Origin of the sequence: Algoriphagus sp. SE2 (assembly GCF_039563885.1) — a bacterium.
GTDB lineage: Bacteria > Bacteroidota > Bacteroidia > Cytophagales > Cyclobacteriaceae > Algoriphagus.
Map to the genome: position 1 here is coordinate 83,876 of NZ_JBCLWJ010000008.1, position 23,117 is coordinate 106,992.

Annotated in this window: 15 protein-coding genes; 4 read left to right on the forward strand and 11 right to left on the reverse strand. The window is 37.0% G+C overall.

The genetic code is table 11. The features are described 5' to 3' along the window. Positions 1-22: 22 nt before the first annotated feature. Positions 23-1,465, forward strand: a complete 1,443-nt coding sequence (locus AAGF08_RS11375) for a sulfatase (protein WP_343511288.1) — start codon at positions 23-25, stop codon at positions 1,463-1,465. Between the two features lie 11 nt (positions 1,466-1,476). On the opposite strand, the gene AAGF08_RS11380 is transcribed toward AAGF08_RS11375, so the two are convergent. From AAGF08_RS11380 to AAGF08_RS11400, 5 genes are all read right to left on the reverse strand, one after another. Further along, a complete protein-coding gene (locus tag AAGF08_RS11380; protein WP_343511289.1) occupies positions 1,477-3,336 on the reverse strand; it encodes an FAD-dependent oxidoreductase in 1,860 nt (619 codons plus the stop codon). A gap of 6 nt (positions 3,337-3,342) precedes the next feature. Then, complete coding sequence (locus tag AAGF08_RS11385) at positions 3,343-4,194, reverse strand: ROK family protein (RefSeq protein ID WP_343511290.1); 852 nt, start codon at positions 4,192-4,194, stop codon at positions 3,343-3,345. 110 nt (positions 4,195-4,304) lie between these two features. Then, entirely contained in the window at positions 4,305-5,903 is a 1,599-nt protein-coding gene (locus AAGF08_RS11390; RefSeq protein ID WP_343511291.1) for a SusD/RagB family nutrient-binding outer membrane lipoprotein, read from the reverse strand. Positions 5,904-5,905: 2 nt separating this feature from the next. Then, complete coding sequence (locus AAGF08_RS11395) at positions 5,906-8,971, reverse strand: SusC/RagA family TonB-linked outer membrane protein (RefSeq protein ID WP_343511292.1); 3,066 nt, start codon at positions 8,969-8,971, stop codon at positions 5,906-5,908. A gap of 408 nt (positions 8,972-9,379) precedes the next feature. Next, entirely contained in the window at positions 9,380-11,542 is a 2,163-nt protein-coding gene (locus AAGF08_RS11400; protein ID WP_343511293.1) for a glutamine synthetase III, read from the reverse strand. Positions 11,543-11,775: 233 nt separating this feature from the next. Between AAGF08_RS11400 and mtaB the strand changes: the two genes are divergently transcribed. The 3 genes from mtaB (at position 11,776) to AAGF08_RS11415 (ending at position 15,674) form a co-directional block, all read left to right on the forward strand. Continuing rightward, entirely contained in the window at positions 11,776-13,095 is a 1,320-nt protein-coding gene (gene mtaB / locus AAGF08_RS11405; protein WP_343511294.1) for a tRNA (N(6)-L-threonylcarbamoyladenosine(37)-C(2))-methylthiotransferase MtaB, read from the forward strand. Positions 13,096-13,165: 70 nt separating this feature from the next. Beyond that, positions 13,166-13,510 (forward strand): DUF805 domain-containing protein, encoded by a 345-nt coding sequence (locus tag AAGF08_RS11410; RefSeq protein ID WP_343511295.1) that lies wholly within the window; start codon positions 13,166-13,168, stop codon positions 13,508-13,510. Between the two features lie 151 nt (positions 13,511-13,661). Then, positions 13,662-15,674, forward strand: a complete 2,013-nt coding sequence (locus tag AAGF08_RS11415) for an alpha-amylase family glycosyl hydrolase (protein ID WP_343511296.1) — start codon at positions 13,662-13,664, stop codon at positions 15,672-15,674. A 15-nt stretch (positions 15,675-15,689) separates the two neighbouring features. On the opposite strand, the gene AAGF08_RS11420 is transcribed toward AAGF08_RS11415, so the two are convergent. From AAGF08_RS11420 to AAGF08_RS11445, 6 genes are all read right to left on the reverse strand, one after another. Continuing rightward, a complete protein-coding gene (locus tag AAGF08_RS11420; protein WP_343511297.1) occupies positions 15,690-16,763 on the reverse strand; it encodes an acyl-CoA dehydrogenase in 1,074 nt (357 codons plus the stop codon). Positions 16,764-16,905: 142 nt separating this feature from the next. Next, positions 16,906-18,594 (reverse strand): GMC family oxidoreductase, encoded by a 1,689-nt coding sequence (locus tag AAGF08_RS11425; protein WP_343511298.1) that lies wholly within the window; start codon positions 18,592-18,594, stop codon positions 16,906-16,908. Between the two features lie 125 nt (positions 18,595-18,719). Then, complete coding sequence (locus tag AAGF08_RS11430; RefSeq protein ID WP_343511299.1) at positions 18,720-19,964, reverse strand: ABC transporter permease; 1,245 nt, start codon at positions 19,962-19,964, stop codon at positions 18,720-18,722. Between the two features lie 124 nt (positions 19,965-20,088). Beyond that, positions 20,089-20,568: a GyrI-like domain-containing protein gene (locus AAGF08_RS11435; RefSeq protein ID WP_343511300.1), complete on the reverse strand. Its 480-nt coding sequence runs from the start codon at positions 20,566-20,568 to the stop codon at positions 20,089-20,091. Positions 20,569-20,570: 2 nt separating this feature from the next. Next, on the reverse strand, positions 20,571-21,182 hold the full coding sequence (locus tag AAGF08_RS11440) for a tRNA-(ms[2]io[6]A)-hydroxylase (RefSeq protein WP_343511301.1): 612 nt from the start codon (positions 21,180-21,182) through the stop codon (positions 20,571-20,573). 1 nt (position 21,183) lies between these two features. Continuing rightward, complete coding sequence (locus tag AAGF08_RS11445; protein ID WP_343511302.1) at positions 21,184-23,115, reverse strand: putative porin; 1,932 nt, start codon at positions 23,113-23,115, stop codon at positions 21,184-21,186. Positions 23,116-23,117 lie beyond the last annotated feature (2 nt).

Consider the following 23,117-nt stretch of genomic DNA (forward strand, 5'->3'; position numbering starts at 1 on the left):
CAGAAAAAGTAAATATCTAATTATGAGATTTCGCCAATCAGTTTATCTTTTTTTAGCCTTTTTAATTGTAATCATTTTTACCTCTTGTCAAAAAAAAACAGAGGAGAAAGTGACAACAGAATCTACTTCAAAACCCAATATCGTTTTGATTTTTGCAGATGATATGGGCTACGGAGATTTAGGAGTCTATGGTGCTAGGGAATGGAAAACTCCGAATCTGGATCAGTTGGCGGCAGATGGAGTACGCTTTACTCAATTTTATGTACCCCATGCGGTTTGTTCCGCATCGCGGGCAGCTCTTTTAACTGGAACTTATGCAAACAGGTTAGAGATCTTCGGAGCTCTGGACCATACTGCAAAACATGGATTAAATCCGGAAGAAACTACCATCGCAGAAATGCTGAAAGCTAATGGTTATGAGACAGGAATGGTTGGTAAATGGCATTTAGGGCATCTTTCCCCTTTTCTTCCCACAGAACAAGGATTTGACTCCTATTATGGACTTCCTTATTCCAACGATATGTGGCCGCATCATCCAGGGGTCAAGGATTATTATCCTCCTCTTCCATTATATAGAAATACAGCTGTAATCGATACGATTGATGATCAAAGTATGCTCACGACCAATTATACCGAGGAGGCTTTAGAATTTATAGAAAAAAGTAAGGACAAGCCATTTTTCTTGTATCTGGCTCATAGTATGACTCACGTTCCGCTTTTTGTTTCTGATAAATTTAAAGGGAAATCTCAGCAAGGATTGTATGGAGATGTGATGATGGAAGTAGATTGGTCGGTTGGTCAGGTTAGGCAAAAACTAAAAGAATTAGGACTGGCAGATAATACGATTATTATTTTCACTTCTGATAATGGTCCTTGGCTATCCTATGGAGGTCATGCGGGCCTTACCGGTGGTTTGAGAGAGGGAAAAGGTACTTCTTGGGATGGTGGAATCCGTGAGCCAGGAATCTTTGTATGGCCGCATCATTTTCCAGCAGGCAAGGTAGAAAATCAAGCCGCTATGACCATAGATATTTTACCGACTTTGGCAGAAATCACTGGATCTAAATTACCTGATTTACCGATTGATGGCCGAAGCATCCTTCCGATTTTGGAGGGAAAAGAAATGGAACCGAAACCTTATTTTGCATACTATAATAGAAATGAATTACAAGCGGTAATTTATGGAAAATGGAAAATGGTTTTTCCACATGCTTATAGAAGTATACCTGAAGGTACTGTTATGAGAAACGATGGTATTCCGGTAAAATATCACATGCTGAAACTGGAAAAAGCTGAATTATTTGATCTTTCAACAGACCCGAATGAGACAACCGACGTAGCAGAAAATAATCCTGAAATCGCAGCTAAATTAAAACAGTATGCGGATACTGCCAGAGAAGATATGGGAGATGCGTTGACGGAATCAGAAGGAACTGGATTAAGAAAACATGGGAGGATAGAATAAACCTACATGGCTTATTTTATCCAACCATCCCAATCCACGTCAATTGAAAATGGATCCAATAACTCATCCAACAACACTGAAACCTGCTCTCTAGTTAATTTTATCTCTGTTGTAAATTCACTCGCTAATCCTCTTCTTTTCCAAGCTTGAGCAATTTCCAACAAAGGCGTTTTTGGCTTCACTATTTCAAGTATTTTCTGGAATCTCTCCCCAGTCAAGTAATCTCCTGACGCGCCCCAATAATCTTTAAGCGCAGGATAGAAAGGCCTCATTCCATCTACCATTTCAAATTCCGTCACCAATCGATCTGGATAAAACCAAGTTTGGTTTGCCCAGAGGTAGGGAACTCCCTCCCCTTTTAAAATCCCTGTTGCCCCGATTTTCTGCATTGCTATAAAATGCTCCGCTGATGGATTCATATCCAGAAATGGCATGATATAGGCATTTTGAGATAATAAAACAGTCTGAACTTCTCGAATAGAAATCTCATTTAGCTCTTTTCCTTCTTTGATTGCTAAAGCAGCCAAAACACCTGCAGCATGCCCAATTCCCAAAACTACAGGTTGCAGTCTGGTGGCCCCGTTCACAATATTAGAAACTGATATACTTTTTTCAGCTAGAATCAATGCAGTATGGTTTTTTGGTATCAAAGCTCCCAAGGGCAGATTATAAGATGGCACACGAATCTTAATAAAGTCAATTGCAGGAGCATCTAGATTCTTTTTGTGATGATGATCAATTGTATAATCTCCCACCGCAATTCCTGTTCTGTACAAAGGATTAGGTGCTTGGTAGGGTGTTCTGACAAAAGGCAATGTAAAATCAACCAAACCATAATATCTCCTTGACTCTCTATGGTAAGGAATCATGGGTAGATTATCTTCAGTTGGATATTCATCCTCCGCTATACCTAAATTCCTATAGCCAAGCTCATGCTGTATGTAATAAATAAATCTAAGACTAGCCTGCTTTGCTGCCTCTAAAGCTACTATCCGTTCTTCAGGAGTCTTCTCAATGATATTCACATAGTAATCATTGCCACAATTCGGCCAGTTGATCATGTGTTTTCCGTTGGGTAGCTTTCCATAGTCAATCATTTTCCCACAATCCAAAGTTGGGTCTTTATCTGTAATTGGATCAGCATGGGCACAGGCACAAGCAAACTCAGCAGGATCATAATTTAAAGGCTTTGGGATAGTCTTATCGACACCCTTACCATAATCTTGAAGTGTCACTACATAAGTTAGATCTTGGATGATATCGTTACTTTCCTGCGGTGCAAAACTTTCTCCGATTTCATCTCTTGCGTCCATTCCCAACCTATATTCAAGCCCTTGGGTGGCCGCAACATCTCCAAGTTCAGTAGCATCAATTAATACCGGCGCTTGCACTACCTGTTCTACCCCATTTTTGAGATAGCTGACCGTCCAAAGTTTATTGTTGTAAGAAGCATGCTTCCAATAACTTTCAAATGTAACCGTCAAGGAAGGAACGGATGCAGCCATAGACTGCAAAATCTCATTTCCAACTTTAGGTTCAAAAAGTGTGTTACTCACCCACCCAGGTGCTAGTTTATCTGCTCCGCCGTAGTATTCTTCTAGTTTTTCCTTAAACTCTCCCCAGATTCCCGATGGAAGTCGATGATTCCCATCAATTGCAGAAACTCCTGCAGAAGTCAACATACCTCCAAGCCATGTTGTATGTTCAATAATGAGAGTTTTAGCGCCTAACCTACCTGCAGAGATACCAGCAGCGGTTCCACTAGCACCACCTCCCACAATGATTAAATCATATTTTTCTTGGGCAATTGAAAAGTGGGAACACCACAGGAAGATCAAGATGATTGAAAAGGAAAGTTTTTTTAAATACATACAAGGTTATTTAAGATGGAAAGGTAAACATGCTCCAATTAAAGCTGCTTTTTCCCCCAAGGCTGAAATTTTAAAAGGGACTGAATATCCCATCAATTTTAAATAAGAATTGGTTGAAGGCAAAAATTTTTCCGATGCCAAACTTATTTTTCCACCAAGTACAACTCCTTCCGCCTGTAGTCGAATTAAATATGGAAATAAAAATTCACCCAAAGATTTACCGAATTCATCAAATATTTTTCTTGAAATTTCAGAATCGAAATCTTCTTCTAAAATGTCTTTTACTCCTGAAATTTGAATTCCAAATTGTTCCTGAGCAATATTTTTAAACCAAGAAGTTCCCAGGTAATCTTCTGCAATTCCGTCACGAAAAGGAGCTGTCCATAGCTTCCCGTCTTTAACAACGTCATAAACTTTGATTGCAGAACCAAGTCCGGTTCCCAAAGTTATTCCTATGGAATTTTGGAACTCTTTTCCTGAACCTGCAAGACTCTCTCCCAGAAGAAAAGCTTCTGCATCGTTTGTAAATTCCAATTGAACGGGTGAAACACCAAGTTTTTCTGCAAGTAAATTCTTAACAGATTTTTGATATAGAGATGCCATTTTCCTTTGATCTTTAATTAAGGATATGCCACTCTTATAATCATATGGTCCGGGCATTGCGATGCCAACTTTGATATCCTTTGCCTTGTCAGCTACTGCTGAAATAACATTTGACCAAGCTGCTATTATTGAGTTCTTGTCTTTAAATGTGTCCACTTCAGCTTCATGAAAATCCGATAACACTGCCTCCCCATTCCCAAACTGAACTCTGGCAGCAGAAATATGGGAACCTCCTATATCTACACCTATTAACATGGATTTAAGATTTTATAAACGATAATATTAATTTAAAATAAAAAGAAAGAGGCTTTGAATTGAATCAAAACCTCTTTCGGTATTCTTTCTAATTAAATTTTTGTGAAATATTAATTATCCCACCATACTGTATTTACCCAAGTATCTCCTCCCATATTTGAAATAGCATTTGCTAAACCTTCAGGGTTAGTTGTACTTTCAGAAGCAGGGTATGGTTGTCTTCTTGGGATTTGACCGCCTGAGAAATTACCTGTGTAGTTAACAGGCGTTAAATCAGGATAACCTGTTCTCTTCCAATTGTTCCAAGACTCAACAAAATTCGCAAACAAGCCAGTTGTAGCCCAAATCTGCTCATTAATCATTTTCAATGCACTTGCATCGCTACTTGTATCCAAAGGATTAGCAGCTGCGAAAGCTGCGGCATCTCCAGCAGAAATACTACTACCGCCAAATTTACCAATAGAAACCATCGCACCCGTTAATCCATCAGCATAGTAAGCTGATGCTGATCCAGGAACTGAATAGCCTCTAGTAGCAGCATCTGCAAGCAAGAACTGAACCTCAGCATAAGTCAGGATAAATACTGGAGCATTTCTATCTCTATAAATAGCAGTTGGTCTAGAATAGGCACCAATAGGAGCTAAATCACCACCTATACCAGTAGGTCCAGGATAGTCTGCAGAATTAGTAATATCTGTTTCTCCGCCTTTTAAATCGAACCCATTTGGTAAACCTATTTGAACACTTGGATCATTATTACCCACAACATTACCATCTCTATTTGCAGCAAGTCCAGCTGGTGGAACCTCAGCAATGATAGGTAATCTAGGATCATCATTTGATTTCAAAAAATCAATCAACTTATCTGACCATCGCACTTCATAAACATCATCCGTAACATTCAATGCATTAGCACTTGAGTTAGAATAACCATTTCCTTGATCTGAAACTAGTACAGCTTCATCTGCAACTGAGGTAAAAACTCCTCCTGCCACAGCTTTTTGTACATAAGACTGGGCAGTAGAAGGATCTACGTCTACTAGTCTCATAGCCATCCGCAGCATTATAGAATAACCTAATTTTCTCCACTTAGAAAGATCTCCTCCATAAAGAACATCATTTCTGATTGGATCAGCAGATTCGCTAATTGATCCCAAAGCAGTTTCAAGGTCGGAAAGCATAGCCATATACATTTCAGATTGAGAATCATACTTTGGTTGAGTAATTCCTTCTTCAGCTTTCAAAGCCTCAGAATAAGGGATATCACCATAAATATCTGAAACAAAGGAAAGAGTCAACACTTTCCATATTTCACCAACTGCTGCCAGATTTGTAAAACCTTTCTCTTCTGCAAGACTCTGCATTTGATACACTCTTGATGCTGCCGAATATCCAGCCCCCCAAACATTTTGGATGTAACTATTTGTACTTCCGGAAGCGACATATTTGTCAGCATTAGAGTAATAATTTGCCCCACCAGTTGAGGTGGAAGCCATAATCTGAATCCACATACTTTGGAAAAGTATCGCGCCAGAATAACCGGTCATCATATTACCGTAATTATAAGATACGGTTGGTAAAATTAAGTTTGGATCAAAAACACTTGCACCAGCACGGTTTGGATCTGTGTTAATCTCCTCAAAATCACCATCACAGCCTGCTACGACTAGAAATATAGCGGTAAGAAATATGCTAATATATTTTTTCATGATTAGTTCAATTTGAAATTAAGGTTAAACCCGAAAGACCTGGTACTTGGTAAACTGGTACCTTCTATACCTGTGTAATTAATATTGGAACCAAAGCTTGCTTCTGGATCAATGTTATCTGCCTTACGCATTAAAATCGCAAGGTTTCTTGCCACCAAGGAGATGTCTAAACCTTTCAAAACTGGATTGTTGCCAAACCAATTTGCAGGTAAAGAGTAACCTAATGTCAATTGTCTAAGCTTAATAAAGTCTCCGTCTACCACACTTGTGCTTGTTACATTTTGAGCTAATGCTCTATAGTAATCTTCAGCAGGGGCGGTCACACCTCCATTAGTTACACCGTTCTCTCTTCCTTCAAGAGTTATTTGATTCATGCCTCTGAAAATTGAATAGAACTCAGTAGCAGAAAGCACCTTGTTTCCATAACTGTAGTCAATCAAGAAAGAGAATGAAACACCTTTGTAGTTGAATTCGTTATTCCAACCTCCATAAAGTGTTGGTAATACAGAACCCATATTTATAAGTTCACCTCTAACAGGTAACCCAGCTTCGTCAACCCTGATGCTTCCATCACTGTTATAGGCGTAATCATAGGCTCTAATTTGAGGTCCCGCTTCTCCTACAACATAGGCCGTAATTGCATTACCCAAAGTACCTCTTGTTTGCCCAAGATTGATAGGATTATTATTTGGATCTGTACTAACAACCAAATTTTTGACACTTGAAAGGTTGAAAGAAGAAGTCCAAGTAAATTCCGGAGTTTGGATTGGCTTACCAGTAACTAAAACTTCAAGCCCCTTATTACTTGTAGATCCTGTTGCAACTACTGCACTATTGAAACCAGAAGTAATACTATAATTAGCATTCATGATTTCGTTATTTGTTGTCTTCTTATAATATGCAATATCAAATGCCAGTCTATTATTGAAGAAACTCAAATCAAGACCAAACTCATATTCGTCCGTCGTGAATGGCTTCAAGGAAAGATTTGGCAAAGATAAAGGAGAAGAACCAGCAGGAACCCCGTTGTAAGAGTTTGCAGAGTTATAATAGAATGTAGTTTGGTAAGCATTAAATGGTTCTCCGCTTGTTACAGCATAAGAGGCTCTAAATTTACCAAAATCAAGTGCTGGGATATCAATCAACTGATCAAATACAAATGCAGCTGCGACAGAAGGTGAGAATATACTATTATTGTTCGTAGGCAAAGTACTATATACATCGTATCTACCTGTTGTGGTAATAGTTAAGTAATCTTTGAAACCAAACCCAAATGAATAATATGCAGATTGTACCTCACGCTCATTGTACCCGTAAGATCTTGAAAAGTTCTCAACGTTGAAAGGCGAATATAAGTATGGAAGAACAAATCTGCTTCCACCTACACCTACTGATTCGAACTTGTTATTTCTCATGTTTACACCAGCAAGAGCATCTAACTCTAAATCTTCTGTCAAATCAATTCTTGCACCTAAAATACCGTCGATGTTGAATTCTGATATGGTAGATTGACCTCTACCATTCAAGTTTCCTTTCAAATTTGCAGAGTATGCCAATCCTGTTGGGTCAATACTATAGAAGTCATCATTAGAAACATCATTACCCATTCTTACCATAGCATAGATATCCTTGGTAAAACTGTATTTGGTTGAAATTGCTGAAATGGTACGCTTTCTTCCTCTATCATTTATCCCTTGATTAACAATAAAATAAGGGTTAGTAACATAAATATCATCACTGAAAACTGTCTCAGCACCTGTTCCTTCTTCAAAGCCTGGAGCAAAAATGCTTTGGCTAATATTTGGAGCTAAAAACAGGAAGTTATTAGGGTTTTTAGGACCATCACTCAAGAATGGAATATTTGTAGATTGTTGATCTACGTAATTAACCATTGCGGTTACATTCAACTTATCGGTGATGTTTTGTTCTACATTCAAATTGATCGTTAATCTATCTACGTCACTATTTGGAACAATAGATTTAGAATTCAAATTGGAAAGAGATAATCTGAATGATCCATCATCGCCTAGACCCTTTGCAACAGAAACCGTGTTTGTAAAATTTGAGCCAGTTCTGTAAAAATCAAGATAACCGTCATTAGTTGGTGAATAAGGATATTGATTTCCGTCAAAACCAATAACAGAACTTCCGTCCATTCTTTCCCCCCATGCGAACCTACCGGTTGTTTGGGCATCTGTCGCAGTCGTAGGTTTCACTCCTCCTACTCCTTGACCATATTCCTGTTGGAAATCTGTGAAATCCACAGGATTCTCAGCCATGTAGTTTAGGTTATAATTCAAACTCCAATCGCTACCTTTTGATCCTTTCTTGGTGGTAATCAAAATAACACCGTTTGAAGCTCTTGAACCATAAAGTGCGGAAGCAGCCTGACCTTTCAATACGGTCATCGTTTCGATATCATCAGGGCTTAGGTTACCTATACCATCACCATTATCACTACCACCCCATTGTCCAGCACTTCCTCTTTGGGTGTTGTCCATTGGGATACCATTAATAATATATAATGGAGAACCTGTACCACTGATACTTGGCAAACCTCTTAATGTAATTTTTGAAGTTCCACCTGGACCACTATTGGTCCCTTTTACGACTAAACCAGCCACACGGCCAGCTAGTGAGTTTGCCACGTTTGTTTCACGTGCTTTATTTATTGATTCACTGTTTACCTCTGTAACAGAATATCCAAGTTTCTCTTTCTCTTTGCTGATACCTAAAGCAGTAACAACAACTTCGGAAAGTTCACTTGCATCCTCTTCCAGATTAACATTTAACTCGGTTCTGTTGCCTACAGCAATCTCCTGTGTTGCATAACCGATAAATGAGAACACCAAAACTGAATTTGGTCCTACAGAAATCGAATACTCCCCATCCACATTGGTGGTAGTACCCGTCTGATTGCTCTTGTCCAGGATTGTGACACCGGGCATAGGTAGCCCATCTGGGGATGCGGTCACAACTCCTCTCAAGACTCTACTTTGAGCTTGAGCAAAGGCTATCGCCCCTAACATCAAGACCAGAGTAAAAGAAATTGATAAAATTTTCCTCATAGTTGGTAATTAAAGGTTAGAAATAATTAAAATTTTAATTTAGGCCTAACAGCTTCTTCAAACAATACATAAACAACTTTTAGTCTGCTTATGAAGAATTAAAAAAACCTGTAAATGAGCGATTTACAATTACGAATTGAAAAGTATCACTTAAACGAAGACCTCTTTAGTAAATCTAAATATTTTAAAAAAGATAAAAAACAATTACACAATATTTTATTTAAAATATTGTGTAATTAAATGAATTTTTTCAAAAAGTAGAATGAAGTTTTACCTAAAAATCGATATGCATTTTGTTCTAATGGAATTTTACAAAATATTATTCCCCCATAATTTCGGCATTCTAAGCATAAAAACTAAAAAAGCCTCTCAATTAATTGAGAGGCTTTTAAGTGAGTTTGAGTCTTATTATCTCAAAAACAACATTTCTCTATACTTCACTAATGGCCACGACTCATCATCTACTAGTAACTCCAGTTTATCAACAGCATATCTGATTTTATCGAAGTAAGCTTCTTTGACTTCTGTTTGATATCCTTTTGCCATTTTCACGATATCTTCCTCTTTATTTAGTTTCTTCCTGGCCTCAACCATAGCGTTGATGTTGGATTTCAAAGATTCTATATGCTTGGAAACTTCTTTAATTGTATCAACTGCAGCTGTGTGATCTAAACCTAGGCCTTTCAAACCATTCGCATTCTCGATCATTTTGTTCTGATAAATAATGGCTGTTGGAATAATATGATTCAAAGCCAAGTCCCCCATCACACGTCCTTCAATTTGAACTTTCATAATAAAATTCTCTAGCATGATTTCATGACGAGCGTGTAACTCAATCTTATTCATCACATTATGTCTCTCAAACAGCTCAGTTGTAGCTTTTCTTGAATATACATCAAGAGCGATCGGAGTAGATTTCAAATTAGACAATCCTCTTTTTTCTGCTTCTTTAGCCCAAGCTTCAGAATAACCGTCTCCTTCAAATCTAACTTTTTTGCTATCCTTAATATACTTTCTCAATACATTAACAATCGCAATTTTCTTTTCTTTCCCCGCTGACATTTCTTTCTCAATGTCTTTTGTCATCGTTTTTAGGACATCTGCAACGATCACATTTAGAGCAGTCATTGGTCCTGCAACGTTGGCTTGAGAGCCCACTGCTCTAAATTCAAATTTGTTTCCAGTGAAAGCAAAAGGTGAAGTTCTGTTTCTATCTGTATTATCTAATATGATTTCAGGAATTTTAGAAATCCCTAACTTCATATACATATTGTCACCTTTTTCAATCTTGATATTTCCATTTTTCTCAAGTTCGTCCAACACTTCTGTTAAGGTAGCACCTAAGAAAACCGAAATGATCGCTGGAGGCGCTTCATTTGCTCCCAATCTATGGTCATTACCTGCGGAGGCAATACTAGCTCTTAGCAAGTCTGAATGATCATAGACAGCTTTAATGGTCGCAACCAAGAATGTCAAGAATTGAAGATTCTCTCTAGCAGAATTACTTGGTTGGAATAAATTAACACCTGTATCAGTAATCAAAGACCAGTTATTATGTTTTCCACTACCATTTACACCGGCAAATGGCTTTTCATGAAGGAGAACTTTCAGATCATGTCTTTCTGCAACTTTTTCCATCACATCCATTAAAAGTTGATTGTGATCCGTTGCTTTGTTGATTTCCTCGAATAATGGAGCAACTTCGAATTGACCTGGAGCTACCTCATTATGCCTTGTCATGACAGGAATACCCAATTTATGAGCTTCAATTTCAAAATCAACCATAAAGTCTTTAACTCTGGTTGGAATTGAACCAAAATAATGATCATCTAATTGCTGGCCTCTTGCAGGACTGTGACCAAAGACAGTTCTACCTGCCATTACCAAATCTGGTCTTGCTGCAAATAGTGCTTTGTCGATAACAAAATATTCCTGCTCGACACCCAATGAAGGAAATACTTTTTTTACATTTCTATCAAATAATTGGCAGACTTGAATAGCAGCTTCATTGATTGCCTCCATCGACTTTAATAGAGGAGTTTTATAATCAAGAGCTTCTCCTGTATAAGAAACAAATATAGTTGGAATACAAAGTGTATTTTCAAAGATAAAAATTGGTGAAGATGGATCCCAAGCTGTATACCCTCTTGCCTCGAATGTAGATCTAATACCACCATTTGGAAATGAAGAAGCATCCGGCTCTTGTTGAACTAATGCACTTCCTTTAAATTTTTCCAAGCCTCCTAATGCATCAAAAAATGAATCATGCTTTTCAGCAGTTGATCCAGTAAGCGGTTGAAACCAATGCGTATAATGTGTAACACCTTTAGCAAGAGCCCAGGTTTTTACAGCGGATGCAATTTCTTCTGCAGTTGAAACATCAATTTTAGTTCCTTTATCAATTGCTTCCATTACTTTTTTGAAAACAGTTGGAGCTAAAGAAACCTTCATTTGTGCTGTTCCAAACACGTTATCTCCAAAATAGTTAGAAATTTTAGGGGATGGTGCTTTTACAGCTACTCGCTGTCTAGCCTGCACCATTGACAAGGCTTGTTGTCTGAGTGTTGCCATATCTACAATTTGTGGTTTAAAATTATACACACAAAAATAGAAAAATACTGACTCGAAAATGAAAATGGTCAATTTTTGAGCTCATTTTTTGAAAAATTTACATTTTTATTAAAAAATCATGGTCTTTTTGATACCATTTCCTTCAAAAAACTGATTTTAAGGTTGGAAATTATAGAATTGAAAACATCATCAGAATAATTACCTTTGCAACTTTCTAAAGAAGGAGAATAATTGTGAAAAAGGTAGCATTTTATACACTTGGTTGTAAACTCAACTTTTCGGAAACTTCTACGATAAGTAGACAGTTTGAGGAGAAAGGTTTTTTAAAGGTAGACTTTCAGGAAAATCCTGATATTTTTATTATCAATACTTGCTCCGTTACCGAAAATGCCGATAAGAAGTGTAAAAAAATTGTAAAGGAAGCAAAAAAGATTTCTCCAAATTCCTTCGTATCAATCATTGGTTGTTATGCACAATTGAAGCCAAAAGAAATATCTGAAATTGATGGAGTAGACGCTGTCTTAGGCGCTGCTGAAAAGTTTCGTTTGATTGAGCTTCTCGGCGATTTTGCAAAAGCTCAGGAAACAAAAGTTTTGGCTTCTGAAATTCAGGAGGCTACTAGTTACAATAATGCCTATTCTATTAATGATCGAACCAGAACATTCTTAAAAGTTCAGGATGGATGTAATTATAGATGTGCGTTTTGCACGATCCCTCTGGCAAGAGGAAAAAGTAGAAGTAACACAATCGAAAGTGTTATTAACTCTGCTAAAGAAATTGCCTCCTCCGGTGTCAAAGAGATTGTACTCACAGGGGTAAATATTGGAGACTTTGGGATAGTAGAAGGTAAGAGAAATGAAAGATTTGCTGATTTAGTCTATGCATTAGATGAAGTTGAGGGAATCAATCGTTTTAGAATCTCCTCAATAGAACCAAATCTATTGACCAATGGAATAATCAGCTTTGCCGCTAAGTCAAAAAGGTTTGTACCTCATTTTCATGTCCCCTTACAGTCCGGTTCAAATACTATTCTTCGTAAGATGGGAAGAAGATATTTAAGGGAATTATACGAAGACAGGGTTTCTAAAATAAAATCCCTGATGCCTCATGCTTGCATTGGCGTCGATGTGATTGTTGGTTTCCCAGGAGAAACCGATGAGCTCTTTTTAGAAACTTATCATTTCTTGAATGAGCTTGATATCTCCTATTTACATGTTTTTACCTATTCAGAAAGAGCTAATACCAGAGCGGTCGAAATGAATGGAATAGTACCAAAGAAAAAGCGACATGAACGGTCCAAAATGTTAAGGATTCTTTCTGATAAAAAGAGAAGAAAATTTTATGAAGAAAATCTAGGGAACACGTTTAGCGTTTTATTTGAAGAAGATGTTGAAGATGGTAAAATCCACGGGTTTACTGAAAATTATATTCGTGTTGCAGCAAAATATGATCCAATGCTAGTAAATGAATTAAAATTAGTGACTTTGGATCAAATAAATGAGAAAGGAAATGTGGAAGTAAGAGAACCTGAAATAGTATACGAAAAGCACTAATTATTTTTTAGTTTTATACCTATAGTTTTAAACAATACTACCTCTTAACTGTTATAAAGTTATGAGTTCAATGTTTAACCCGGAAGGTAGAATTACAAGAAGAAAATATTTAGTGATGTTTATTATTTTTTATTTCATCAATATACTTTGCTTGTTAATCCTGTGGGATAGCTTCCAATCACAATCTTGGCTTGTTTTTTATGGCTCAGGTGTTATACTTATCGCATCAATTAGTGTTTTGCTCATACAAGCAATAAAAAGACTACATGATATTGGTCTAGATTGGAAATATGCATTATATCTATTGATCCCACCACCAATCAATTTTATCGGATTTATTTGGCTTGCTGCAAAGCAAGGTGAAAATTCTGTTAATGAATATGGACCAAATCCGAGAAAAACAGATTTAATCTAATTTTAAGATATAAGATTCACATTAATAAAGTGGTCAGAAATTACTTTCTGACCACTTTTCTATTTTCCCTAAGATTTAGAACTGGAAAATTACTAGTCTTGCTTATATTCAGTTACATTTTTCTAAATTCAAATTGGCTAAAAAATATTACGTGAAAGATTCAACTGAATTTGCATTGGTAAAAGAAGAACCTTGGCTCTCTGAATATGCGGAGGTTATAAAAAACCGATACTTTAATTATAAATCTGCACTAAAAGAAATTGAAGATTTCAGTGGGAATATTTTAGAATTTGCAAGAATTCATGATTTCTACGGAATTCATTTTGAAGCCTGGAGAAATGGATGGGTATACCGAGAATGGGCACCTGAAGCAGATAAATTATTTTTTTTTGGTGATTTTAATGATTGGGACAGAAAATCCCACCCTATGAAAAAAAGCACCCGAGGCGATTGGGAGATATTTTTACCATTCGATAAATACAAAGATAAATTTACACATGGAAGTAAAGTTAAAGTACATGTAATTGGGGCAAAAGGTGCACTAGATAGAATCCCTGCTTATATCAGGCGAGCAGTTCAGGATGAAAAAAGTCATGATTTTGCAGGGCAACTTTGGTTTGGAGAAAGTTTCCAATGGTCAGATCAATCCTTTTCAGCGAAGGAAAGCCTTCATCAACCCTTAATCTATGAATGTCACGTTGGGATGGCTCAAGAAAAACTAGGGGTAGGAACCTATAAAGAGTTTGAAGAATTCACTTTACCTAGAATTAAAGCTGCTGGTTATAATACGATCCAAATGATGGCTATTATGGAACATCCATATTATGGGTCTTTTGGATATCATATCTCCAATTTCTTTGCCCCAACTTCAAGGTTTGGCACTCCAGAGGACTTAAAATCACTGGTAAACAAAGCCCATAAAATGGGAATAGCTGTGGTGATGGATATTGTTCATTCCCATGCGATAAAAAATACGAATGAAGGGCTGAATGAATTTGATGGAAGTGACCATCAATATTTCCACCCTGGAGAGAGAGGCTATCATGAAGGCTGGGATTCAAAAGTTTTTGATTACGCTAAATGGGAAGTGAAGCAATTTTTACTCAGCAACATTCGCTATTGGCTGGAGGAGTTCCATTTTGATGGATTTAGATTTGATGGTGTTACCTCTATAATGTACAAGCACCATGGCCTTTTTATGGATTTTGACAAGGTTGATCTTTATTTTGATTCTCAAGTAGATGATGATGCTATTGTTTATCTACAATTGGCAAATAAACTAATTCATGATTTTAAACCACTCAGCATTTCAATTGCAGAGGATGTAAGCGGGATGCCAGGTCTCGCAAGGAAAATTGAAGATGGAGGTATTGGCTTTGATTTCCGTATGGCAATGGGTGTACCGGATTATTGGATAAAAATGCTAAAGCACAAAAAAGATGAAGAATGGGACATGTTTGAGCTTTGGCATCAATTATCAAACCGCCCATTGAAGGAACGGTCCATCTGTTATGCAGAAAGTCATGATCAAGCGCTTGTAGGCGATAAAACTCTTGCTTTTCGACTTATGGACAAGGAAATGTACTTTTCAATGACGGTGCTAGCTCAGAATCTTATCGTAGACCGTGGAATTGCCCTTCATAAGCTAATCCGTATGATAACCATGAGTTTAGGAGGAGAGGGATACTTAAATTTCATTGGTAACGAATTTGGTCATCCTGAGTGGATTGATTTCCCGAGAGAGGGAAACAATTGGAGTTACCAACATGCTCGGCGTCAATGGTCTTTAATTTCAGACCCCCTATTAAGATATGTCCAATTGAATACTTGGGATAAAGAGATGATCAAGCTTGCTAATGAGTACGAAATCTTAGCTTCCAAACCTGCAGTTCAACTACATTTAGACCCGGACAAGAAAATTTTGGCTTATGAGCGTGCAGGATTAATTTTCGTTTTTTCATTTCACCCTACCCAGTCTTTTTTTGGTTTTCCAATATATGTTCCAGTCCATGGGACTTATAAGATTATACTTAATTCTGATGATAAAGAATTTGGTGGATTCGAAAGGCTTGATCCAGCAGTTACCTATTTTACAGACCCAAAACAGTGCATATTAGCTTATATACCAAACAGAACAATGATGGTATTTAAGCTGATTGAATAAATTCTGGTTCTTTTATTAAAAAGGGGAAATTAGCAAGGAATGCTGACTAACTGTATTAAAGTCTCTCCAGACTCTATTTAGTTCTGTATCGGTCCTTGCTGCTTCTAAACCTGAAAAAGGATATAATGAAGAATTGATTTCGCGACATTTTTGGGTAAGATTTCGGCTGATTTTACTTACCTTTTTTAAGGTTTTTTTAGAGATATCACCCTTTTTCTCTAATTCATTCCAAGCATTCTCTACTTGTTTGTAGAATTCCACTTTTAGCTTTTGGAGCTTTCTTTTTTTCTTACCAACTAATTCCTCAAAGTATGTAAGGTGTTTTTTATCATATTTTTTATACTCATTCCGACGCCAAAATGCCGACTCAATCAAATCGATCATATGGAAGGAAATCCCTAATATATTTACCGTCAAAGTTATTTCTGCAAACTGTAAAAACGGAAATTGATACAATGGGTCATCTAGTTGATTTTTGAGTGGATCAATTTCGAAACCTCTAGAAATTGGAACTTTGAGTTTTTCAGTTCGAAAAGCATGACTTCCAGTCGCCTTCATTCCCATGTAATTCCAACTGTCCAGAATTTCCAACTCACTTCTTTCTAAAAGAAAAGCCTTAATAATCGGGTTTCCCGCTGCATCTATTTTGGGATGCCCTTCTACAAGAACCTCACAATTTGCGGTAAAATGTGTGGCATGAAGTGCTCCAGAAGCATAGGTCCAACTACCATTTATTTCAAATTCACCTTTAACTAAATCTGCTTTCCCTCCGACAAATCCACTTCCTGCCAAGCATAAATCTTTCCTCGGAAATACCTCCTTTCTAAGAGACTCATCCATGAATCCAACAAACCAACCAGCACCGGCACAAAGCGTTACCGTCCAGCCTAAACTCCCATCTAATTTTGCCAGCTTTTCTTCAATTCTCAATGCCTCAATTAGGTTACACCCAAGCCCGTCAAGATCTTTAGGAACAAAAAGCTTAAACCATTTTTCTTCGTAAATTTTTTCAAGCCATTCCGGTAACAAACTTCCAGATTTCTCAGCGAGTGCACAGTTCTCGGAGTCAAAAATAGATTTAGGAATCATTAATAAAGTCAGGGTTTGCTATTTTAAGTCGAAAGGTTCCGAAATCAAAGATATTATAGTTCTCATTTCTTTTTTTGGGCTGAAATCCACTCCATAATAGTAACTGATTGGCCATTGGAGATATATAACTAGTTTATCCCGATTATTTAATATTTCCCCTTTTCAATTCTTTTACTGCATAATCAACCGCTCTTGCTGTCAAAGCCATATAAGTAATCGAGGGATTTTGAGTTCCTGTCGATGTCATACAAGCTCCATCTGTTACAAATACATTTGGTGCCAGGTGCATTTGATTAAATCCATTTAATAGGGATGTTTTGGGATCATACCCCATTCTCACCCCCCCCATTTCATGAATATCCAAACCTGGAGCTTGTTTGCTATCTGATTTATGGATATTGATACAGCCTGCCTTGGTAAGCATCTCCTCTCCCTGTTCATGGAAATCCTTAAGAATTAATTCATCATTAGGATCATAATCAACATCAATTTCAAGTAAAGGGATCCCCCATTCATCCACTTGGTCTTTACTTAAACTGACGTAGTTCGTTTCATTAGGGATCGTCTCTCCTTGCATCATCATGTAGACAGACCAAGGACCCGGTTTTGTATTTTCCTTTTTAAAATCAGGACCAAAAGGAACATCTGCATGTCCAAATCCAGCTCGACCTGCCGAATAAAAAGTCATATATCCTCTCAAGAAGTCCATTTCTTGTTTTTTAACATTCCTGAAATTTGGCATCATCACCGCAGTCGGTCTTCTTCCAAAATAGTATTTATCTTTAAACCCTTCATAGGAGGCTCCAATTGTACCTCTATAGTTATGAAAAGCGATAAACTTTCCTAATACTCCTGAATCATTCCCCAATCCATTTGGGAAGCGCTTAGAGACACTATTCAATAAAATTAAATTTGAATTCAAGGCAGAAGCATTGACGAAAATAATTTTAGCAAAATATTCAGTGGTTTCTTTCGTCAATCTATCTACAATCTTTACGCCTGTGACTTTCTCCTTTTTTTCGTCATAGATCAGAGAATGCACAACTGAATCCGGCCTCAAAGTAAGATTTCCAGTTTTCGCAGCGGTTGGTAAAGTAGAGGAATTCGAACTAAAATACCCTCCAAAAGGACATCCTCGATAGCATTGATTTCTAGCCATGCATTGACCTCTCCCTTGCGCCAAATGAACTTCCTTAGGATCGGTTAAATGGGCACAACGACCTATAATCACATCTCTATCTGAATAGGCCTCTTTTATACGTTTCTGAATTTCTTTCTCTACACAGTTCATCTCCCATGCCTTCAAAAACTCCCCATCGGGAAGAGTGTCTAAGCCTTCATAGCTTCCGCTTATACCAACAAACTTTTCTACGTAACTGTACCAAGGTGCAATATCCTCATATCGTATTGGCCAATCAACAGCAAAACCATCCCTTCTCGGCCCTTCAAAGTCATACTTGCTCCAACGCTGAGTTTGCCTTGCCCAAATCAGCGACTTACCTCCAACTTGGTATCCCCTAACCCAATCGAAAGGCTTCTCTTGTATGTAAGGATGTTCAGAATCTTTAACAAAAAAATGTTCGGTATCCTCTTTATAAGCATAACAACGGTTCACTACAGGATTAGCTATTTTATCAGCTTTTGGGATTTGATTCCTATGAGGCATTTCCCAAGGAGCAGAGGTCATAGTAGGGTAGTCTTTTAAATGCTCTACATTCATTCCCCGCTCTAAGACAAGTGTCTTTAATCCTTTTTCACAAAGCTCCTTTGCTGCCCATCCTCCACTGATTCCAGAACCAACAACTATCGCGTCATATTCATTAGATTTCATTGCCGGAAAATAAAGCTATCCAATCGAAATCCATAAAAAACTGAAGATTTAAAAATGTTTTTTCATAAAAAAAGACCTCTAGAATAAACTAAAGGTCTTTTTTATCATTCATTTATATAACTCAATTATTCATATCGCAAAGATTCAATTGGATCTAATTTACTGGCCTTGAAAGCCGGGAAATAACCCGAAAGAAGGCCCACAATTATACAAATCAAAAATGCCACAAACATCCATAACCATGGTATTAGGAAGCCACCTACACCTATCACTAAAGAAATTAAATTTCCAATTGCGATTCCAAGAATCACTCCCATAATTCCTCCCAATACGCAAATCATAATTGCCTCTAAAAGGAATTGCTGGCGAATTCGTAGAGGAGTTGCCCCTAGCGCCTTTCTAATTCCAATTTCTCTGGTCCTCTCTGTTACGGAAACTAACATAATATTCATTAGTCCGATGGAAGCTCCCAATAAGGTAATAAAGCCTATTCCAAAACCTCCCATTCTTAGATATCCTGCAACTTCTTCTAAGCTTTCTGCTACTGACCGGCTTTTTGTTAAATCAAAAGAATCTTCATCTGTTACCCGATCCTGTCTGATTTTTCTCATAATACCTGTAGCCTGCCCCATATCATACTCTATTTTAGTTCCGTCTGAACTAAGAGCGGTAATATTATAATTGAAATTTCCATTTCTATCCAACCTACTGGCATTTTCTATAGGTATTATTACTTGTCTATCCGCACCCTGGTCTTGTCCTACCCCTCCCTGTTCTTCCAAAACGCCAATAATAACATATGGTCTCCCAAAGACAGTTATTTTTTTATTGATGGGATTTTCGTTTGGTTCAAATAATATGGAAACAATTTCTGTCCCTACTATGCAAACATTATTTCCATATTGAACTTCGAGATTACTGAAATTTCTTCCATTCTCGATCTTCATTGCTTTAATATTCAAATAATTCTCATCTGCACCAGTAATCCGTGAATTTGGATCTGTTTTTTTTGATCCATTTTTAATCTCCGCAGCTCCCGCTACTCTAGTATATACAGTTGAGATTCCAATCGCGCTGTACTCCTGCTTAAATGATTGGGTTTCTTTATAAGTGATTTTGGGATAAGTTTTTTCTGTAACTCCCTGTTGGATTGCCCTTCCTCCAGAATACCCTTTATTCCTAACATCAAAAGAATTAGCACCTAAACCAGAAAAACTTTCCGCAATCTGAGTTTTTATCCCATCAATCGCAGTAAGCATTCCTACCAAAGAAGAAATTCCAATTGCAATGATTGCACCGGTTAAAATAGTCCTTAGTAAATTAACTTTTACAGAATTTATAGCTTCGCGAATATTTTCGATCAGATTCATAAGATGTCCGAATTGGAACAGGTTTTTTAATTCTCCTGATTAATTAATTTTAATAATAATCAATTCACATTGATTTGGCTAAAGCTTAGCAAAAATTATGAGTGCTTCCGTTCAATAACATTTGTTAAACCTTAATTATTGGAATCCAAACAAGTTCAACGGAATTATCAGAAAATGGATCATACTTTTCATCAAAGGTTTCAAAATGATTTCTAGTATCCAATTCATATCCTGATTTTGGAAGCCAATTCTGCATAAAATCCTGAAGTTTATTCTGAAAATCTAAAGGTGTTCCTCTATGTTCAAAAACTGCATAAACTCCTCCATCCAAAACTATTTCTTCAAAATCTGGGAGAATTTCTTCTACTTTACAATCTATGGCCGCACATTTTTCAAAAGGCGTATCCAAACTTAAAGCCACTTCCTTCAACTCCTTTCCATACCTCTGGATGGAATAAAATTTTGTAGGGTTTAGATTTTTAGAATGATTAATAGCTATTCGAAAAGGCCTCCAAAGCTTCGAAGTTTCCTGTTTCCCAAAACTTGTTTCTATCCTTTTCCCATAAAGGGTTTTAGTCGGTATCTCAGATATTATAATTTTCAACTTTAATGCATTCTATCTCCTCGTACTCCAATTTCCTTTAAAACTTCGGCTTCAAAAGAAAGCCATTCTTGCCATCTTGCATTTACCTTTTCAGGATCTTGATATTTTCTTGCCAACTCAATAAATGTCACGTAATGCCCTGCCTCAGAAATCATTAATTCATAATAGAAATTCTGCAACTCTTGATCCTGAATATTCTTGGACAGTAATTTAAATCGCTCACAGCTTCTTGCTTCAATTAAAGCATTCAACAATAAAACTTCTGTCAATTGTTGCCATCTGTCTCCTCCCTTTTTGACGAATCCTTGAAGTTTAATCACGTATTCATCTTTTCTTGGTTCTCCAAATCTCAGTTCTCTTTTTCGGATTTGATCCATTACCCTTTCAAAATGTCCCCATTCTTCTGAAACAATCGGTGTTAAAGTATCAACCAATTCCTTAAGGTCAAAAAACCTTAAAATCAATGAGATACATGAAGATGCTGCTTTTTGTTCACAGTAGGCATGGTCAGTTAAAATATCCTCAATTTGCATTTCAGCAATGTTTACCCAACGAGGATCGGTAGGTAACTTCAAATGAAGCATTTTCTGCTTAGTGCTCTCTTCCCATTCCATATTAATCGAATAAATACCAGGTAATCCCTAAATCTATAAATGATTTATATCCCGTATAATCGGGTGTTACAAAATAGCCTTCCTGCTTCATCAAGCCATTATTCAAATGGTTGTATTTAAATAAAACACGTGTTCTATTTATCCTAAAATCCAAGAAAATATCTGCTACGGGATATGCATAGATATTAAAAGTGTTTTGAAGATTAAACTGCTGCGTAGAAGGGAAATAGGCATCAGCAAAATAATCGGATTTGAACCTCACGTCTATTCCAAGTTGAATAAATACGTTCTCATTAAATGCAGGACTATCAAAATAAAACTTACTATTCGCGAAGAATTTTGGTATCCGAAAAGCATCACTTCCTTCTCCTGTGACCTGGGTAAATACAATCTCATTATCCCATCTGAATTTTTTGCCTATTTGGAAATTTGCAATCAATCCCGGCATCAGCATAAATGCTTCTCCATCATTCTGGGTTGCTATTCTATTTTCATCAAAATAGATGTAATTATTTACCCTATTGATTGTCAGGCTAGGTCTAAGCCTTACTTTATCAAAATTTAAAATCAACTTCCCTTTAATCTGGTCAACCCCGGTATTATCAAAATCATTTTCCCATTGATAGTGATTCCCTCTATATATTTGCTGAACAGATGTAGGCTTATATAAAGCTTTCGTATATTCTAGTTCTATCCAAGGTGAAACAAATAAACCGTGTAGTTTATATGCTCCTGGAAGCAAATATTCGCCATCGGCAGTTAAAGACCATTTATCGGAAATTTTACCGACCAACTGTCCCCCCAAATAAACCTCATTGAATTTATCATCTTCATCAAAAAATTTATTCTGCATTCTCCCTGTTCTGAATTTCGCAAAAGCATTATAAAAGAAGCCTCCAAAAGTCCCCTTTAAACCGACTTCATTTCTCCATTCAGAAAACTCATTAAAATTCCTGGTGGTATCAGGTTGATTATATCTCGTATTCGGAAAAAACAGGGAATCTGAAGTTGTCAAATCAGCTTCAAAAGTCATATCCTGGCTTTTTTTATCAAAAACATGATAAATCTGCAATCCGTCTTGAACTTTATATTCATGATAGAAATGGTAATCCTGCCTTAAATCTCTTGCTTGGGAATATTTGAGCCAAACTTTTGCATCTTCATAGGTAAAATAAATGGAAGTACTGTCTACCTCAGGTGGAATAATCCCTCCTATCTCATTTACCTTATGTTTCATTCTTGAAAAATTCCCAAGGAACCAATATTTTCCATTTTCTGAGCGATAATTTGTGTGAAGAGAATATGCGGTTTGTTCAACCATGTTATCATCTCTAGCTACTGGGTTTAGGGTTTTTCTAGACTTTATGGTATGAAACTCAAATCCCACGTTCCAGCGTGGATTAATATTTCTGGCAAAAGCCAAATCAAGCATATTTCGATTTCCTCCACCAAAAAAAGCTGACATCTCAGTAAAGGGCGATTTGGTATCAAAATATTTGTTATTCTCGGGAGATCGATAATAAATATCATAAGCTGAATAGCCAGATCGAGTACCAATTAATTCAGGAATTTGATAAAACACCGGTTTTGCAGCACTTCCAATATTTCCCAAATCCTGATACTTCCATCCACTTTTTGAAACCGGATCATAGCTGTGAAAATTAGTAAGTGAGGTATCTTGAGGATATAGGATCAAATTGTTTCTTTTGATATCCTTTTCAAAAAAATAAAGACTGGTTTTTGGTCCATAGACTTGTTTTGTACTATCATCCAAAAGTGACCTTCTGCCCTCCAACTCTTCCTCTTCTTCTGGGTTTACCAATTCCCGCGTTCTCTGCTGATTGGGATTGGTTGTAACAGGTCGCTGTGCCATTAAAGCCTGAGAAAGCCAAAACGACAAAAATATAAGTAAGCCTAAAACTTTGATTTTCACCT

Bases quoted from the DNA above. Each gene is read 5' to 3' on its own strand.
- AAGF08_RS11385 (WP_343511290.1), bottom strand. From the start codon at position 4,194: ATGTTAATAGGTGTAGATATAGGAGGTTCCCATATTTCTGCTGCCAGA.
- AAGF08_RS11380 (WP_343511289.1), bottom strand. From the start codon at position 3,336: ATGTATTTAAAAAAACTTTCCTTTTCAATCATCTTGATCTTCCTGTGG.
- AAGF08_RS11440 (WP_343511301.1), bottom strand. From the start codon at position 21,182: ATGGAATGGGAAGAGAGCACTAAGCAGAAAATGCTTCATTTGAAGTTA.
- AAGF08_RS11410 (WP_343511295.1), top strand. From the start codon at position 13,166: ATGTTTAACCCGGAAGGTAGAATTACAAGAAGAAAATATTTAGTGATG.
- AAGF08_RS11400 (WP_343511293.1), bottom strand. From the start codon at position 11,542: ATGGCAACACTCAGACAACAAGCCTTGTCAATGGTGCAGGCTAGACAG.
- AAGF08_RS11420 (WP_343511297.1), bottom strand. From the start codon at position 16,763: ATGATTCCTAAATCTATTTTTGACTCCGAGAACTGTGCACTCGCTGAG.
- AAGF08_RS11395 (WP_343511292.1), bottom strand. From the start codon at position 8,971: ATGAGGAAAATTTTATCAATTTCTTTTACTCTGGTCTTGATGTTAGGG.
- AAGF08_RS11390 (WP_343511291.1), bottom strand. From the start codon at position 5,903: ATGAAAAAATATATTAGCATATTTCTTACCGCTATATTTCTAGTCGTA.
- AAGF08_RS11425 (WP_343511298.1), bottom strand. From the start codon at position 18,594: ATGAAATCTAATGAATATGACGCGATAGTTGTTGGTTCTGGAATCAGT.
- AAGF08_RS11430 (WP_343511299.1), bottom strand. From the start codon at position 19,964: ATGAATCTGATCGAAAATATTCGCGAAGCTATAAATTCTGTAAAAGTT.
- AAGF08_RS11375 (WP_343511288.1), top strand. From the start codon at position 23: ATGAGATTTCGCCAATCAGTTTATCTTTTTTTAGCCTTTTTAATTGTA.